The following is a 15,900-nucleotide window of genomic DNA, read 5'->3' as shown; positions in this document are numbered from 1 at the left end:
GGCGGCGATCCGACGAAGGCCGCGCTGCGGTTGTAATTGATGCCTATAAAAAACAGATTCTCGTGGAGCCTCGCTGATGAAATCCTATGAAGTCAACTTTGACGGTCTAGTGGGGCCGACCCATAACTACGGCGGGCTCTCGTACGGCAACGTCGCGTCCCAGAGCAACAGCCAGCAATCCTCGAACCCCAAGGAGGCGGCGCTGCAAGGCCTGGCGAAAATGAAGGCGCTGATGGACATGGGCTTTCAGCAGGGCGTGCTGGCGCCGCAGGAGCGTCCGGACGTGGCGGCCTTGCGTCGGTTGGGCTTTGCCGGCAGCGATGCGCAGGTCATCCAGCGCGCCGCGAAAGAAGCGATGCCGCTGCTGGTTGCCAGTTGCTCGGCCTCGAGTATGTGGGTGGCCAACGCCGCCACCGTCAGCCCGAGCGCCGACACCGCTGACGGCCGCGTGCATTTCACCGCCGCCAACCTCAATTGCAAGTACCACCGCAGCATCGAGCACCCGACCACCAGCCGTGTGTTGGGCGCGATGTTCGCCGACCAGCAGCACTTCGCCCATCACGCCGCGTTGCCCGCGGTGGCGCAGTTCGGCGATGAAGGCGCGGCCAACCACACGCGATTCTGCCGTGCCTATGGCGAGGCCGGCGTCGAGTTTTTTGTCTTCGGCCGCAGCGCCTTCGACAGCCGTTACCCGTCGCCACAGAAATACCCGGCGCGCCAGACCCTTGAAGCGTCCCGCGCCGTTGCCCGCCTGCACGGCCTGAGCGAGGAGGGCGTGGTGTACGCCCAACAGAACCCGGCGGTGATCGACCAGGGCGTCTTCCACAACGACGTGATCGCGGTCGGTAACGGCGAAGTGTTGTTCTATCACGAGGACGCGTTCCTCGACACAGACCGGATGCTGGCCGAGCTGAGCAGCAAGATCGCCAAAGTCGGTGGGAAATTTCAGCCAGTGTGCGTACCGCGTTCGGCGGTCACCGTGGATGATGCGGTACGTTCCTACCTGTTCAATAGCCAGTTGCTGTCGCGTGCCGACGGCTCGATGCTGTTGATCGTGCCGGAAGAATGCCGTGGCAACGAACGCGTCTGGAACTACCTGCAAGGCCTGACGGGGTCTGGCGGGGTGATTCGCGAAGTGAAGGTCTTCGATCTCAAGCAAAGCATGCAGAACGGCGGCGGCCCCGCTTGCCTGAGGTTGCGCGTGGCGCTTAACGAAACCGAACTGGCGGCCGTCAACCCAGGGGTTATCATGACCGCGCCGCTGTATGAGTCGTTGACCCAATGGGTCGAGCGCCATTACCGCGACCGCATGACCGAAAACGACCTGGCGGACCCGCAATTGTTGCTTGAGTGCCGGTCGGCACTGGATGAACTGACACAAATCCTTAAACTTGGCGCGGTTTATCCTTTCCAGATCAATTGAAAGCGCGCGCGTCCTGACTACAGTCAAAGCAGGGCGCGTTGCCTTATCCCCCGACGAGAATGTAAAGACATGAGCGATACCCTGCAGCTGATCCTAGAAGACACCGACGGCACGCAACTGGAAACCTCCTGCACCCGCGTCGCGGTGATGTGGCAGGGCAAGGAGCTGTGGATCCAGCAGGACGGCCGCGGCCAGCTGTTGATCGGCGTCGACGTCGAGGAAGGGGACGCGGAATACGCCAACCTCTTGCTGCGTCCATTGGCGACCAACCTGGTCAGCCTGCAACTGGAAATGGAACCGGCCGACATCGGCGATGACGACCACGTCCATGGCCCTGACTGCGGCCACGATCACTAAGGAAACCGCGCTATGCTCGCCCTCGGCAAACTGCTTGAACTGACCCTCGCCGGCCGCGAACCGGCGGAGAAGACTCAACTGACTGTCGAAGGCGTACGGATGCGCTGGTTGAGCGAGGGCGCGCTGGAGGTCAAGCCGCCCGAAGCCCGGGACAACGGCCTGGACCTGCTGCTGTCGGCCGGTATCCATGGCAATGAAACCGCGCCGATCGAGTTGCTCGATCGACTGCTGCACGACATTGCCCGTGGCGACCTGAAGCCGCGGGCACGCATTCTATTTCTGTTCGGCAACCCCGAGGCGATTCGTCGCGGCGAGCGTTTTGTCGAGCAGGACGTCAACCGGCTGTTCAACGGCCGCCACGAACTGAGCGGCGGCCCCGAGGCGTTGCGCGCCTGTGAGCTGGAACGGCTGGCTGCGAGTTTCTTCAGCGTGCCGGACCGCAGCCGTCTGCACTACGACTTGCACACCGCCATCCGCGGTTCGAAGATCGAGCAGTTCGCCCTGTACCCCTGGAAGGAAGGCCGCCAACATTCACGTCGCGAGCTGGCGCGCCTGCGCGCGGCGGGCATGGAAGCGGTGTTGCTGCAGAACAAACCGTCCATCGTCTTCAGCGCGTACACCTACGATCAGCTGGGCGCCGAGTCCTTCACTCTGGAACTGGGCAAGGCCCGGCCGTTCGGGCAGAACGGTGGCGTCAACGTCAACCAGCTGGAAACCCGCCTGCACCAGGTCATCGAAGGCAACGAGCCGGAGCTGGAAGACAGCCTGGATGGTCTGCAACTGTTCAGCGTGGCGCGGGAAATCATCAAGCACAGCGACAGCTTCCGCCTGAACCTGCCGGCGGACATCGAGAACTTCTCGGAACTTGAAAAAGGTTACGTCCTGGCCGAGGACATCGCCCAGACCCGCTGGGTGATCGAAGAAGAGGGCGCGCGGATCATCTTCCCGAACCCCAAGGTCAAGAATGGCTTGCGCGCGGGCATCCTGATCGTGCCCGCGACGGACGAGAACCTGGCCTAAAGCCAACGCAGAACCAATGTGGGAGCGAGCTTGCTCGCGATTGCGGTGCTTCAGTCAATGTTGAAGGTGACTGACAGTCCGCTATCGCGAGCAAGCTCGCTCCCACAGGGTCTCAGTGTTTCTTTAGACCGCTACCGCCCGCTGCTCACTGCGGCGCAACGCCCGCGTCTTGTGCAGCGTATCGGCACAGGTCTTCGCCGCTTCCTGGCCCTTGTGCACGAAGTGCTCGAAGAAGAATTTCTGATGTTCTTCGCCAGCGTGGAAGTGATGCGGCGTCAACACGACCGAAAATACCGGCACTTCGGTTTCCAACTGGACCTGCATCAGGCCGCTGATCACCGATTGGGCGACGAACTCGTGGCGATAGATGCCACCGTCCACCACCAGGCCGGCGGCGACGATGCCGGCGTAACGACCTGACTTGGCCAGCAGCTTGGCGTGCAGCGGGATTTCGAACGCGCCGCCGACTTCGAAGAAGTCGATGTCACTTTCCTGATAACCCTGGCTGATCATCTCAGTGACGAAGCCTTTACGGCTCTGGTCGACGATTTCCTTGTGCCAGCAGGCCTGGATGAACGCGACGCGCTCGCCCGGATGGGTTTTGGTCTTGCTGTCGATTGCGGTGGGTTGCATGTTCTGGTTCCTGTTTGTGTGAAAAACAGGGCGTCATGAATCGAAGGGGATTCGAGGGTACGCCGCGCACAAGACAGTCGCAGGCGGCCCTTGGGTGTCAATCCCGTTCTCTCTTCATCCGGACTATGACCGTCGGCCCCGGAATCACACCGGGTCTGCTGACCTTGTCGCTGCACTGTAAAGACCGTGTAGCACCAAGCGCTCGCGGGCTATGCGCATTGCGCGCAATTACCGCCGGTGGGGAGTTGCACCCCGCCCTGAGAACGTTTTGCCGTCACGTTTTGTGACGGCGCAGGATTTTTAACACATAACCCCCTGTGGGAGCGAGCCTGCTCGCGAATACGGTGTGTCAGCTAAATAAATGTCGCCGACCCAACGCGTTCGCGAGCAGGCTCGCTCCCACAGGGGAACTGATCAATCTTCAGGTCAGGTGTTCTTTTCCTTCGGCCGGGCTTGATTATTCCTGCCCATGCCCGCAGTAATTGCCCTTCGAAAGGGAATTTCCCCCATCTGAAACCGAGGCCAGATTCATGAGCGCTATCGACCTTCGCAGCGACACGGTGACCCAACCTTGCGCCGGCATGCTGGATGCCATGGCCAGCGCGCCGACCGGCGACGATGTGTATGGCGAAGACCCGACCGTCAATCGTCTCGAAGCCGAGCTGGCCGCGCGCCTGGGGTTCGCGGCGGCGTTGTTCGTGCCCACGGGCACCATGAGCAACCTGCTGGGGTTGATGGCCCACTGTGAGCGCGGCGATGAATACATCGTCGGCCAGCAGGCCCACACCTACAAATACGAGGGTGGCGGTGCGGCGGTGCTCGGTTCGATCCAGCCCCAGCCCCTGGAAGTGCAGGCGGACGGCTCGCTGGACTTGGCGCAAGTGGCTGCCGCGATCAAGCCCGACGATTTCCATTTTGCCCGCACCCGCCTGCTGGCCCTGGAAAACACCATGCAGGGCAAGGTCTTGCCGCTGGAATACCTGGCGCAAGCCCGGCGTTTCACTCGGCAACATGGCCTGGCGCTGCACCTGGACGGCGCGCGGCTGTACAACGCCGCCGTCAAGCTGAACGTGGACGCCCGGGAGATCACCCAGCATTTCGATTCGGTGTCGGTGTGCCTGTCCAAGGGGCTCGGTGCCCCGGTGGGCTCGGTGCTGTGCGGCACTGACGAGTTGATCGGCAAGGCCCGTCGGCTGCGCAAGATGGTCGGTGGCGGCATGCGCCAGGCCGGGATCCTCGCGGCGGCGGGGCTGTATGCCCTGGAACATAACGTCCGACGCCTGGCCGACGATCACGCCAATGCCCAGCGGCTTGCCGAGGGCTTGCGTGCGGCGGGTTATTCCGTCGAGCCGGTGCAGACCAACATGGTCTACGTGCAGATCGGCGAGCGGGCCGAGGCGATAAAGGCCTATGCCGCCGAGCGACGCATCCAGCTCAGTGCCGCGCCCCGTCTGCGGATGGTCACCCACATGGATGTCGGCGCCGGGCAAATCGACCAGGTGATCGACACTTTCGTCGAATTTTCCCGCAACTGATCCTTTCAGCGGTCCGATTGACGGTTTCTATCGCATAACACACTGTACCCCACGCAAAGGGCCGATATAATGCGGCCCTTTGCCGTTGCTTCGTCTGTTGACGTTTTGCACAGGCCTTTGGCCGCAGCCTCCGTGGAAGAACCTAATGAAAAGCGCAGAAATCCGTGAAGCCTTCCTTCGCTTCTTCGAAGAGCAAGGCCACACCCGAGTAGCCTCCAGCTCTTTGATTCCGGGCAACGACCCGACCCTGCTGTTCACCAACGCGGGGATGAACCAGTTCAAGGACTGCTTCCTGGGCCAGGAAAAACGTGCCTACACCCGCGCGGTGAGCAGCCAGAAATGCGTGCGTGCCGGTGGCAAGCACAACGACCTGGAAAACGTCGGCTATACCGCTCGTCACCACACCTTTTTCGAAATGCTGGGTAACTTCAGCTTCGGTGACTATTTCAAGCGCGACGCCATCACCTTCGCCTGGACATTCCTGACTTCCGAAAAGTGGCTGAACCTGCCGAAGGAAAAGCTCTGGGTCACGGTCTACGCCACCGACGACGAAGCCTACGACATCTGGACCAAAGAGGTCGGTGTCCCGGCTGAACGCATGGTGCGCATCGGCGACAACAAAGGCGCGCCTTACGCTTCCGACAACTTCTGGACCATGGGCGATACCGGCCCGTGCGGCCCTTGCACCGAGATCTTCTACGATCACGGCGCCGACATCTGGGGCGGCCCACCCGGCTCGCCGGAAGAAGACGGCGACCGTTACATCGAGATCTGGAACAACGTGTTCATGCAGTTCAACCGCACCGCCGACGGCGTGTTGCATCCGCTGCCGGCGCCGTCGGTAGACACCGGCATGGGCCTGGAGCGGATCAGTGCGGTGTTGCAGCACGTCCACTCCAACTACGAGATCGACCTGTTCCAGAGCCTGCTGGCCGCTTCGGCCAAGGCCATCGGTTGCACCAACGACAACCAGGCCTCGCTGAAAGTGGTGGCCGACCATATCCGTTCCTGCGGCTTCCTGATCGCCGACGGCGTGCTGCCTTCCAACGAAGGTCGCGGCTATGTGCTGCGCCGGATCATTCGTCGCGCCTGCCGTCACGGCAACAAGCTGGGCGCCAAGGGCAGCTTCTTCTATCAGATCGTCGCGGCGCTCGTGGCCGAGATGGGCGAGGCCTTTCCGGAGCTCAAGACTCAGCAGGCGCACATCGAACGTGTCCTCAAGGGTGAAGAAGAGCAGTTCGCCAAGACCCTGGAGCAGGGCCTGAAGATCCTCGAGCAGGATCTGGCCGAGCTCAAGGGCAACGTGGTTCCTGGTGACGTGGTGTTCAAGCTGTACGACACCTATGGCTTCCCGATGGACCTGACCGGCGACATCGCCCGCGAACGCAACCTGACCCTCGACGAGGAAGGTTTCGAGCGCGAGATGCAAGCCCAGCGCGTGCGTGCGCGCTCCGCCAGCTCCTTCGGCATGGACTACAACAGCCTGGTCAAGGTTGACGTGGCCACCGAATTTACCGGTTACGCCGCGACCACCGGCTCGGCCAAGATCGTGGCGATCTACAAGGACGGGCAATCGGTCGACATCCTGAGCGAAGGCCAGGAAGGCGTGATCGTGCTGGACACGACACCTTTCTACGCCGAGTCCGGCGGCCAGATCGGCGACAGCGGCTACTTGCAGGCCGGCAACTCGCGCTTCGATGTGCGTGACACCACCAAGACCGGCGGCGCGTTCCTGCACCACGGCGTGCTGGCCTCCGGCAGCCTGATGGTCGCAGCGCCCGTGGCCGCCCATGTCGACGCCGAGGTCCGTCACGCGACTGCGTTGAACCACTCCGCGACACACTTGCTGCACGCAGCGTTGCGCCAGGTGCTGGGCGAACACGTTCAGCAGAAGGGCTCGTTGGTGGACAGCCAGCGCCTGCGCTTCGACTTCAGCCATTTCGAAGCGATCAAGCCTGAGCAACTCAAGGCGCTGGAAGACATCGTCAACGCCGAGATCCGCAAGAACTCCCCGGTAGAGACCGAGGAAACCGACATCGAGACCGCCAAGCGCAAAGGCGCGATGGCGCTGTTCGGCGAGAAGTACGGCGATAACGTGCGCGTGCTGAGCATGGGCGATTTCTCGGTGGAGCTGTGCGGTGGCATCCACGCCAATCGTACCGGCGACATCGGCCTGCTGAAGATCATCAGCGAAGGCGGCGTGGCCTCCGGTGTGCGGCGTATCGAGGCGGTCACTGGCGCTGCTGCGCTGGCCTACCTCAACGCGGCTGAAGAACAACTCAAGGAAGCGGCGAGCCTGATCAAGGGCAGCCGTGACAACCTGATCGACAAGTTGTCGGCTGTGCTGGAACGCAACCGCCTGCTGGAAAAGCAGCTTGAACAGTTGCAGGCCAAGGCTGCCAGCGCCGCGGGCGACGATCTGTCGGCCCAGGCGGTGGACGTCAAGGGTGTGAAAGTGCTGGCTGTGCGTCTCGACGGCCAGGACGGCAAGGCGCTGCTGGCGCTGATCGATCAACTGAAAAACAAACTCGGCCGCGCAGTGATCCTGCTCGGCGGTGTCCATGAGGAAAAGGTCGTTCTCGTCGCAGGCGTGACCAAAGACCTGACTGGCCAACTCAAAGCCGGTGATTTGATGAAGCAGGCCGCTGCGGCAGTGGGCGGGAAGGGCGGTGGTCGTCCGGACATGGCGCAAGGCGGCGGTACCGACGCCAGCGCCCTGGACGCGGCACTGGCCCAGACCGTTGCATTTGTAGAGCAGGGCATTTAAGGCAGCGCCCCGGGTTCGCCAAGGCGGGCCCGGGCGCTGTCGAGATTATTTGGGCGCCCTTCATGGGCAGAGGCGGCTTTGAAATGGCTTTGATCGTACAGAAATTTGGAGGCACCTCGGTCGGCACCGTCGAGAGAATCGAACAAGTCGCCGACAAGGTTAAGAAATTCCGTGACGCTGGCGATGACCTGGTGGTCGTGCTGTCGGCAATGAGCGGCGAGACCAACCGTCTGATCGATCTGGCCAAGCAAATCAGCGGCGACCAGCAACCGGTCCCCCGTGAGCTGGACGTAATCGTTTCCACTGGCGAGCAGGTGACCATCGCCTTGCTGGCCATGGCGCTGATCAAGCGTGGCGTACCGGCGGTGTCCTACACCGGCAACCAGGTGCGTATCCTGACCGACAGTGCGCATAACAAAGCGCGTATCCTGCAGATCGACGACCAGAAGATTCGCGGTGACCTGAAGGCTGGCCGCGTCGTGGTTGTCGCCGGTTTCCAGGGTGTGGACGAGCACGGCAACATCACCACCCTCGGCCGTGGCGGTTCCGATACCACTGGCGTGGCCCTGGCGGCAGCCCTCAAGGCTGACGAATGCCAGATCTATACCGATGTGGATGGCGTCTACACCACCGATCCGCGGGTCGTGCCCGTGGCTCAGCGCCTGGACAAGATCACCTTCGAAGAGATGCTGGAAATGGCCAGCCTCGGTTCCAAGGTGTTGCAGATCCGCGCGGTAGAGTTCGCCGGCAAGTACAACGTTCCGCTGCGCGTTCTGCACAGCTTCAAGGAGGGTCCGGGCACCCTCATTACTATCGATGAAGAGGAATCCATGGAACAGCCGATCATTTCCGGCATCGCTTTCAACCGCGATGAAGCCAAGCTGACCATCCGTGGCGTGCCAGACACTCCCGGCGTGGCGTTCAAGATTCTCGGCCCGATCAGCGCGGCCAACATTGAAGTCGATATGATCGTGCAGAACGTCGCGCACGATAACACCACCGACTTCACCTTCACCGTGCACCGCAACGATTACCAGGCCGCTGAAACCGTGCTGAAAAAGACCGCTGGCGAGATTGGCGCCCGGGAAGTGGTGGGCGACACCAAGATCGCCAAGGTCTCGATCGTCGGCGTCGGCATGCGCTCCCACGCAGGCGTGGCCAGCCGCATGTTCGAATCGCTGGCCAAGGAAAGCATCAACATCCAGATGATCTCCACCTCGGAAATCAAGGTGTCGGTGGTGATCGAAGAGAAGTACCTGGAACTGGCCGTGCGCGCCCTGCACACGGCTTTTGAGCTCGACGCTGCGGCCCGACAGGGCGAGTAAGGCGTTGCCTTGAGGGCGCGGTTTCGACCGCGCCCTTTGTTTTTCCGGATGGCATGTCCCAAAACTGTTCTTTTGCGCCCGCTGGTCAATACTAGGCCTGTGGGCTGCGACCGTTTCGGTTGTAGGTGTCATGCCCTTTTTTTGCAGACTGTTGTTCCTGAACTGAATCGCGTGAGGAGAAAGGTATGCTGATTCTGACCCGTCGGTGCGCAGAGAGCCTGATTATTGGCGATGGCGAAATCACCGTGACCGTGCTCGGCGTCAAAGGAAACCAAGTGCGTATCGGCGTCAACGCGCCGAAAGAGGTCGCTGTGCACCGGGAGGAAATTTACCTGCGTATCAAGAAAGAGAAGGACGACGAACCAAGCCATTAATTTTTATCGATTTTTATGTTTGCAAACGGGGATGAAGGTGGTTAATATACGCCCCGTGTTGCGGAGAGCTGGCCGAGTGGCCGAAGGCGCTCCCCTGCTAAGGGAGTACACCTCAAAAGGGTGTCGGGGGTTCGAATCCCCCGTTCTCCGCCATTATTCGTTTAGTGCGCTGTCTCTGGCTTGATTGGTAAGTGTTTGAAATTACTGAAAAAAGCGCTTTACAAAAAGATTCGGCGACCTATAATGCGCGGCAACAAATGCACTCGTAGCTCAGCTGGATAGAGTACTCGGCTACGAACCGAGCGGTCACAGGTTCGAATCCTGTCGAGTGCACCATTTAAGAGTTGCTTGCAGCGATGCAAATAACTTGGCTACAACCAGTTGTGATCTGGTATAAAACCACAACTTGCACTCGTAGCTCAGCTGGATAGAGTACTCGGCTACGAACCGAGCGGTCACAGGTTCGAATCCTGTCGAGTGCACCAAACACCAAAAAGCCTGCGTCCAACGCGGGCTTTTTGCCGTCTGGGATTTAACGTTTCACGCAGCCTTTTCCATCGAACGCGACCTCGGTGCTGCGGCCGTTCCTCTTTTTGTAGGTATAGCGCGTGTTCGAATTCCGCACCTTGATCGTGTCGGGCCGGCCAAGTGCGCTCTCCACGTCTTGCTGGCTCATGCCAGCGATTACCCGCCGATCCATGATTGCCTCCCGGCGCTGACTGGCGTCGATCAGATTCCCGCAGTCGTCCTCCAACTGGCCAACGATGGTCGGTGCCTTGCGTCTGTTTGTGTTGCCGGATGTTTTCAGCGGCAGCGCTTCCGGCAGCAGCGGTGCGACGTGGCCTGGGTTGAATGAGTTTATCTGCTGCACGGACAGGATCTCCCCGGACGGGCAGCTCAGGCTCGTGAACGTCACCTGCCCGGCGCCGTTTTCGCAGCGATGCGCGGTTTGTGCGACGCTCCAGAGAGGCAGGCAGGCTAAGGCGGCGAGTGGAAACAGACAGCGGTTTGCGAGCATCCGGGCTTCCTCCTTGACCGTTGGTAAAGAAGGGTAGCCGCTACATTTGCGCCGCAGCGTGTGTTTTCTTTTCAGAATAAGTCGTCGTAAATGCAGAGGTTCAGCCTGTGTTCAGGTTTGTCTCGCAAGCGCTTGTTCTTGCCACGATTTTTTAACGTTCTAGAGCGTCAAGCGGTGTATGATTGCGGCCGTCAGCCCCGCCGGGGCTTTGGAATATCTTCATGGACTTACCCAGTAGTTACTCAATATCGCGTTTTACCAATCATGAATTGACTGATTGATCCTTCCGGCGTGCTCCACTGCTGGGAGTGGAGTTCGCCTATGACCGAAGTAGAAGTAAAAAAAACGCAGGAAAGCCTTCAGGATCGCCTCGCTCAAGTCGTTGAGCTGCTGCATCGTCAGCGGGTCGTCGAAGACCTGACGCATCGCCAGGAAGGCCCTCATTCCGACCGGGTCGGGAACCTGGTCCACCGGCAGAATCTCGTCGAGTTGCAGCGCAAGCTCGATGACCTGCACTCGGCCGACGTCGCCTACATCCTCGAAGCCTTGCCACTGGAAGAACGTCTGACCGTCTGGCAGCTGGTCCAGGCCGATCGCGACGGTGACATCCTGCTGGAAGTGTCCGACTCGGTTCGTGAAACCCTGATCGCCGACATGGATGATCACGAGCTGTTGGCGGCGGCCAAGGAGATGGACGCCGACGAGCTCGCCGACCTCGCCCCCGAACTGCCGCGCGATGTTGTCCATGAGTTGATGGAAGCCCTTGATGGGCAACAGCGCGAGCGTGTCCGCTCGGCATTGTCCTACGACGAGGAGCAGGTCGGTGCGCTGATGGACTTCGAGATGGTGACGATCCGCGAGGACGTCAGCCTTGAAGTGGTCTTGCGTTACCTGCGTCGCCTCAAGGAGCTGCCGGGGCATACCGACAAACTCTTCGTGGTCGATTACGACGGCGTGCTCACCGGCGTGCTGCCGATCAAGCGGCTGCTCGTCAATGACCCGGAGAAGCAGGTTGCCGAGGTCATGGCCAGCGACACGGTGAGTTTCCATCCCGACGAAAATGCCTACGACGCGGCCCAGGCATTCGAGCGTTATGACTTGATTTCCGCGCCGGTGGTGGACAAGAACGGCAAACTGATCGGCCGCCTCACCATCGACGAAATGGTTGACCTGATTCGTGAGGAAAGCGAAAGCGAAGTCCTCAGCATGGCCGGTCTGCGAGAAGAGGAAGACATCTTCGCTTCGGTCTGGAGATCCCTGCGTAACCGTTGGGCCTGGCTGGCGGTCAATCTGGTTACGGCGTTTGTCGCTTCTCGCGTCATCGGCCTGTTCGAAGGCTCCATCGAGAAACTGGTAGCGCTGGCGGCGTTGATGCCTATCGTAGCCGGCATCGGCGGCAACTCTGGCAACCAGACCATCACCATGATCGTTCGCGCCATGGCGCTGGACCAGGTCAGCACCGGCAATACTTCGCGATTGATGCGCAAGGAGCTGGCTGTGGCATTGATCAACGGCGTGATCTGGGGCGGCGTGATCGGCGTGGTGGCGTACCTGCTATACGGCAGTTGGTCGCTGGGTGTGGTGATGACCGCGGCGATGACGCTCAATCTGCTGCTGGCGGCGTTGATGGGAGTATTGATCCCGATGACCCTGGCCCGCCTGGGGCGCGACCCGGCAATGGGCGCCAGCGTGATGATTACCGCCATGACGGACAGTGGAGGGTTCTTCATCTTCCTGGGCCTGGCGACGATTTTTCTGCTCTGAATGGCTCCTCAAGAAGCCCGCCTGTTTGGCGGGCTTTTTTGTGCGCGATGGTTTTTGCCAGGGGCCGGATTCCAGGCAAAAAAAAGCCAGCACAAGGCTGGCTTTAATAATTGGGTGGTGATCAGGACGCGTCTGCGGCCATTTCTGCGTCGTGGGCAATCAGCGAAACGAGGGCGTTCTGCTGACGATGGGAAAGTTGTCGGAAGCGTTGAAGCAACTCGCGCTCGTGCAACGACAGCTCAGGGCTGTCCAGGCGCATGCTCAACTCTTCACCCAATGCCCCTTCCTGAATCAGGCTTTGCTCAAGGCGCGCGATGATTTCGGAGTTCATGCTGCGGTGATGATTACGAGCCACCTCGGCAATGCGTTCCCGCATTCCGTCTGGCAGACGCACGACGAACTTGTCAGCCGTACGGCTGGAATAAATTGCCTGTTTCATTGGGCGCATATTTATTTAACCGGTTAGTTCAGGGGAGCGGTTCTCGGGATTGGCCGCAGGATGTCGATAGGACAAGGTCTGCAGCCAAATGTTCAACCTGAATTGTTAAGAGGCCGCATGATGCCTCAAAATTGCCAGATCATTGGCGCCAATTCTGTGACAAATTCTGATCCGGGTAAAGGCGTTATGCCAGCACCCTTCGTCAAAAAATGCGGACTGGTTTGAAAAAACACACAGGTTCCGCATTTGTGACCACTGCATCGTGTCGTTGTGCCATACCGTTTGGCGGATAACCGCTACGGAGCAAAACGCCGACTGTCCTTGCTCTGTACAGGATAGTGGCAAAATGCCGATTTACTAGGCCGACGAGCCGGGGATGGATGAATGGTGGCTGAATTCGCCAGGTCTGTGCTCCACGCAGCGGTTCAGCTGCACCATTTGCCTACACTTATCAGGCAACGACGACATGACAAACGCGAGAGCGGCCGTTAACATGCACGCCGTCCAACGCACCGCGTTTCTCGCGGTCGACCCGTGTCTCAGTAGCTCAATTGGATAGAGCATCCCCCTCCTAAGGGGAAGGTTGGCAGTTCGAACCTGCCCTGGGACACCATTATTAAACAGTGATTTAGCGCAAATGCCGCTCACTTCCCCGCGTGCATACTCCCTATCCAAACGAACAACCTCTACTTCAGCGTCCTGATCGTGCCCTGAACAGCCTTTCATCCTCCTCAGGCTGTGACCGATTGCCCATTTTGACCCTTTTGTATCGAGTCTGTTTCTGTAACACGAAACTTCCTCCCCCCTCTGCTATCTGACCGTCTCGGTACGTTGTAGGAATACCTACCTCTTTTATCTGTATCAGTGCCAATGCCGCGACCGGCGGGCCTGACTTATCGTGTTTTTGATTCAAACCACAAGGATGTGACATGCAGCCAGCCGCACCCTGCCGACCGCGTAGCAGCCCTCGCCGTTGTGTTGACGCAACCCGTTCATCTGCACGAAACGCCAGGCGTCTCGCGCTGCTGTTGATGGCGGCCTGCATGACGGGACCGTGGAGTGCTGCACAGGCGGCTGGGCCTGAAGAAGAACTCTTGCGCCAGCAAGAGCGCGAACGGGTGCTGAGGGAGCAACTGGAATCCCGGCCGGACGTGCGCCTGCAGGCGGCACCCGTGGACGAAGGTGTCGATCGTTTGCCCTCCAGGGAGAGTCCCTGCTTCGCCATCAATGACATTCGCCTGATCGGCGAAGCGTCGGAACAATTCCAGTGGGCGTTGCGCGCCGCCAACCCCAAGGATGATCCGGCCATTGGCCGTTGCCTCGGTGGCGGCGGGATCAACCTGACGATGAAACGCATGCAGAATGCGATCATCGAATCCGGCTACGTCACCACTCGCGTACTCGCCGAAGCCCAGGATTTGAACAGCGGCGTTCTGGTATTGACCCTCGTGCCAGGGCGCATCCGCGAAATCCGTTTCGAGGAGGGCACCCGTTCCCGTGCCAATGCGTGGAACGCGATGCCGGCCAGTCCTGGCGATCTGCTCAACTTGCGCGACATCGAGCAGGCGCTGGAGAACTTCAAGCGCGTGCCGACCGCCGAAGCCGACATCAAGATCGCGCCCGCCCGTGCCGCCGACGCCAAACCCGGCGAAAGCGACGTGGTAATCGCCTGGAGCCAGCGGTTCCCCGCCCGCGTGAGCCTGTCGGTGGACAATTCGGGCAGCAAGACCACCGGCAAATACCAGGGCAACGTGTCGCTGTCCTTGGACAACCTGCTGTCGCTCAACGATTTGTTCTACGCCAGTGTGAACCATGACTTGGGCGGTGGTGAATCCGGCCATCGCGGCTCCGATGGCAGCACGCTGCATTACTCGCTGCCGTTCGGCTACTGGCAGTTGGGGTTCACCAGCAGCGAATACAACTATGAACAGTCGGTCGCCGGCGCCAACCAGACCTATCAGTACCGGGGCGAGAGCCGCAACAACGAATTGCGCCTGTCCCGCCTGCTGTACCGCGACGCTGTTCGCAAGACTACCGCCTGGGGCAGCCTGTGGACGCGTTCGTCGGAGAACTTCATCGACGACACCGAAATCGGTAACCAGAAACGCCGCATGGCCGGTTGGCAGTTGGGGTTGGACCATCGGGAATTCATTGGCGCTTCGATTCTCGACCTGGGCGTCGCCTACCGTCGCGGCACTGGGGCCAACGACGCGCTCAGGGCCCCCGAAGAAGATTTTGATGCCGGCACGTCACGCTCGCAGATCATTACCGCCGATGCCCAATTGCAGGTGCCGTTCCTGGTCGGCGATCAGCGCCTGCGCTACATCGGCGGCTGGCGCGCGCAATGGAACCGTACGCCGCTGGTGCCCCAGGATCGCTTCTCCATTGGCGGGCGCTACAGCGTGCGGGGCTTTGATGGCGAAAACATTCTGTCCGCCGACCGCGGCTGGACGCTGCGCAACGAAATCGGCCTGTCCCTGGGGCAGACCGGCCAGGAGCTCTACACCGGTATCGACTATGGCGAAGTCAGCGGCCAGGCCAGTGAATTCCTGATCGGCCAGCGCCTGGCGGGGGCCGTAGTGGGTATCCGCGGTGGTTACAAGGGCCTGTCCTATGACTGGTCGCTGGGTACGCCGTTGAAGAAACCCGATGGTTTCGAGACGGCCAACGTGACCAGCGCGTTCACCGTCATCTGGTCATTCTGAGGTGATCCCATGCAGTTCGAGACGCTAGACATTATCGCCCCCGGCCTGATCGACGAACCCTGGAGCGAAGCCGCGGTGTTCGGCTCCGCCACCTGGTTGTGGATGCATTCCAAAGCCCATCGCGATGCGCCGTTGCACACGTTGCCGACGCTGCTGTTGCCGGCCCTCAAGCATCGCCAGTTCGTGCTCGGCTCCGAACACGGCAAGCCGGTGTTCTACCTGTCCTGGCTCAACCTCGACGAGGCGGCAGAGCAACGTTACCTGCGCCAGTCGCCGCTTGCGCTGACCCAGGGCGACTGGAACAGCGGCGAACGCCTCTGGCTCAACGACTGGGTCGCTCCCTTTGGGCACACGGCGGCATTGAGGCGCTTGTTGCAACGTCATCTCTTCATCAATCGCTGCGCCCGTGCTCTCTATCACCGAGGTGACGAGCGCGGCCTGCGGGTCAAGACATTCCAAGGCATCGGGGTCATTCCCGAACAGGCCCAGGCCTGGTTTGCCGCCCATCCGCTGGCAATCGAAGCGTAACTCCAACCACTG

Annotated in this window: 13 protein-coding genes, 4 tRNA genes and 1 riboswitch; of the genes, 14 read left to right on the top strand and 3 right to left on the bottom strand. The window is 60.5% G+C overall.

Annotated elements, in window-relative coordinates:
• Positions 1-76: 76 nt before the first annotated feature.
• The 3 genes from astB (at position 77) to astE (ending at position 2,800) form a co-directional block, all read left to right on the top strand.
• The gene (astB, locus tag J3P86_RS19850) at positions 77-1,423 is read left to right on the top strand and encodes an N-succinylarginine dihydrolase (RefSeq protein WP_434698686.1); all 1,347 of its coding nucleotides are present in this window, start codon (positions 77-79) and stop codon (positions 1,421-1,423) included.
• Between the two features lie 69 nt (positions 1,424-1,492).
• Positions 1,493-1,780 (top strand): topoisomerase II, encoded by a 288-nt coding sequence (locus J3P86_RS19845; protein WP_305499345.1) that lies wholly within the window; start codon positions 1,493-1,495, stop codon positions 1,778-1,780.
• Positions 1,781-1,792: 12 nt separating this feature from the next.
• The gene (astE, locus tag J3P86_RS19840; RefSeq protein WP_434628959.1) at positions 1,793-2,800 is read left to right on the top strand and encodes a succinylglutamate desuccinylase; all 1,008 of its coding nucleotides are present in this window, start codon (positions 1,793-1,795) and stop codon (positions 2,798-2,800) included.
• Positions 2,801-2,923: 123 nt separating this feature from the next.
• Here astE and J3P86_RS19835 read toward each other — a convergent pair whose 3' ends face one another.
• Positions 2,924-3,433 carry a 6,7-dimethyl-8-ribityllumazine synthase gene (locus J3P86_RS19835; RefSeq protein ID WP_305499349.1) on the bottom strand — a complete coding sequence of 170 codons (510 nt, stop codon included), beginning with the start codon at positions 3,431-3,433 and terminating at the stop codon, positions 2,924-2,926.
• Between the two features lie 101 nt (positions 3,434-3,534).
• A riboswitch (FMN riboswitch) is annotated at positions 3,535-3,702 on the bottom strand.
• 261 nt (positions 3,703-3,963) lie between these two features.
• Between J3P86_RS19835 and ltaE the strand changes: the two genes are divergently transcribed.
• The 7 genes from ltaE (at position 3,964) to J3P86_RS19800 (ending at position 9,919) form a co-directional block, all read left to right on the top strand.
• On the top strand, positions 3,964-4,968 hold the full coding sequence (gene ltaE, locus J3P86_RS19830) for a low-specificity L-threonine aldolase (protein WP_434628963.1): 1,005 nt from the start codon (positions 3,964-3,966) through the stop codon (positions 4,966-4,968).
• 145 nt (positions 4,969-5,113) lie between these two features.
• Positions 5,114-7,735 carry an alanine--tRNA ligase gene (alaS, locus tag J3P86_RS19825; protein WP_434698685.1) on the top strand — a complete coding sequence of 874 codons (2,622 nt, stop codon included), beginning with the start codon at positions 5,114-5,116 and terminating at the stop codon, positions 7,733-7,735.
• 83 nt (positions 7,736-7,818) lie between these two features.
• Complete coding sequence (locus tag J3P86_RS19820) at positions 7,819-9,060, top strand: aspartate kinase (protein WP_305499355.1); 1,242 nt, start codon at positions 7,819-7,821, stop codon at positions 9,058-9,060.
• Positions 9,061-9,245: 185 nt separating this feature from the next.
• Positions 9,246-9,434: a carbon storage regulator CsrA gene (gene csrA / locus J3P86_RS19815; protein ID WP_003178872.1), complete on the top strand. Its 189-nt coding sequence runs from the start codon at positions 9,246-9,248 to the stop codon at positions 9,432-9,434.
• A 62-nt stretch (positions 9,435-9,496) separates the two neighbouring features.
• Positions 9,497-9,587 (top strand) — tRNA-Ser (locus J3P86_RS19810).
• 106 nt (positions 9,588-9,693) lie between these two features.
• A tRNA-Arg gene (locus J3P86_RS19805) sits at positions 9,694-9,770 on the top strand.
• Between the two features lie 72 nt (positions 9,771-9,842).
• A tRNA-Arg gene (locus J3P86_RS19800) sits at positions 9,843-9,919 on the top strand.
• A 47-nt stretch (positions 9,920-9,966) separates the two neighbouring features.
• Here the strand turns inward: J3P86_RS19800 and J3P86_RS19795 are convergent.
• Positions 9,967-10,452 (bottom strand): cell envelope protein SmpA, encoded by a 486-nt coding sequence (locus J3P86_RS19795; protein WP_434698684.1) that lies wholly within the window; start codon positions 10,450-10,452, stop codon positions 9,967-9,969.
• Between the two features lie 321 nt (positions 10,453-10,773).
• Between J3P86_RS19795 and mgtE the strand changes: the two genes are divergently transcribed.
• Positions 10,774-12,216 carry a magnesium transporter gene (gene mgtE, locus J3P86_RS19790; RefSeq protein WP_434628968.1) on the top strand — a complete coding sequence of 481 codons (1,443 nt, stop codon included), beginning with the start codon at positions 10,774-10,776 and terminating at the stop codon, positions 12,214-12,216.
• A 121-nt stretch (positions 12,217-12,337) separates the two neighbouring features.
• Here mgtE and J3P86_RS19785 read toward each other — a convergent pair whose 3' ends face one another.
• Positions 12,338-12,664: an Arc family DNA-binding protein gene (locus tag J3P86_RS19785; protein WP_010226671.1), complete on the bottom strand. Its 327-nt coding sequence runs from the start codon at positions 12,662-12,664 to the stop codon at positions 12,338-12,340.
• Between the two features lie 527 nt (positions 12,665-13,191).
• On the opposite strand from J3P86_RS19785, the gene J3P86_RS19780 reads away from it, so the two are divergent.
• The 3 genes from J3P86_RS19780 (at position 13,192) to J3P86_RS19770 (ending at position 15,888) form a co-directional block, all read left to right on the top strand.
• A tRNA-Arg gene (locus tag J3P86_RS19780) sits at positions 13,192-13,268 on the top strand.
• Between the two features lie 430 nt (positions 13,269-13,698).
• The gene (locus J3P86_RS19775; protein WP_434698683.1) at positions 13,699-15,360 is read left to right on the top strand and encodes a ShlB/FhaC/HecB family hemolysin secretion/activation protein; all 1,662 of its coding nucleotides are present in this window, start codon (positions 13,699-13,701) and stop codon (positions 15,358-15,360) included.
• A gap of 9 nt (positions 15,361-15,369) precedes the next feature.
• Entirely contained in the window at positions 15,370-15,888 is a 519-nt protein-coding gene (locus tag J3P86_RS19770) for a toxin-activating lysine-acyltransferase (RefSeq protein WP_434698682.1), read from the top strand.
• The last annotated feature ends 12 nt before the right edge of the window (positions 15,889-15,900 follow it).

Source organism: Pseudomonas sp. D1-1 (assembly GCF_051132225.1).
Classification (GTDB): Bacteria; Pseudomonadota; Gammaproteobacteria; order Pseudomonadales; family Pseudomonadaceae; genus Aquipseudomonas.
The sequence above is the reverse complement of the archived record's forward strand: the minus strand, read 5'-3'. Positions and strand labels throughout refer to the sequence as shown.

Coding starts and splice junctions, on each gene's coding strand:
- alaS (WP_434698685.1), top strand. CDS start 5,114: ATGAAAAGCGCAGAAATCCGTGAAGCCTTCCTTCGCTTCTTCGAAGAG.
- J3P86_RS19835 (WP_305499349.1), bottom strand. CDS start 3,433: ATGCAACCCACCGCAATCGACAGCAAGACCAAAACCCATCCGGGCGAG.
- ltaE (WP_434628963.1), top strand. CDS start 3,964: ATGAGCGCTATCGACCTTCGCAGCGACACGGTGACCCAACCTTGCGCC.
- J3P86_RS19775 (WP_434698683.1), top strand. CDS start 13,699: ATGACGGGACCGTGGAGTGCTGCACAGGCGGCTGGGCCTGAAGAAGAA.
- astE (WP_434628959.1), top strand. CDS start 1,793: ATGCTCGCCCTCGGCAAACTGCTTGAACTGACCCTCGCCGGCCGCGAA.
- mgtE (WP_434628968.1), top strand. CDS start 10,774: ATGACCGAAGTAGAAGTAAAAAAAACGCAGGAAAGCCTTCAGGATCGC.
- J3P86_RS19845 (WP_305499345.1), top strand. CDS start 1,493: ATGAGCGATACCCTGCAGCTGATCCTAGAAGACACCGACGGCACGCAA.
- J3P86_RS19770 (WP_434698682.1), top strand. CDS start 15,370: ATGCAGTTCGAGACGCTAGACATTATCGCCCCCGGCCTGATCGACGAA.
- csrA (WP_003178872.1), top strand. CDS start 9,246: ATGCTGATTCTGACCCGTCGGTGCGCAGAGAGCCTGATTATTGGCGAT.
- J3P86_RS19795 (WP_434698684.1), bottom strand. CDS start 10,452: ATGCTCGCAAACCGCTGTCTGTTTCCACTCGCCGCCTTAGCCTGCCTG.
- J3P86_RS19785 (WP_010226671.1), bottom strand. CDS start 12,664: ATGCGCCCAATGAAACAGGCAATTTATTCCAGCCGTACGGCTGACAAG.
- astB (WP_434698686.1), top strand. CDS start 77: ATGAAATCCTATGAAGTCAACTTTGACGGTCTAGTGGGGCCGACCCAT.
- J3P86_RS19820 (WP_305499355.1), top strand. CDS start 7,819: ATGGCTTTGATCGTACAGAAATTTGGAGGCACCTCGGTCGGCACCGTC.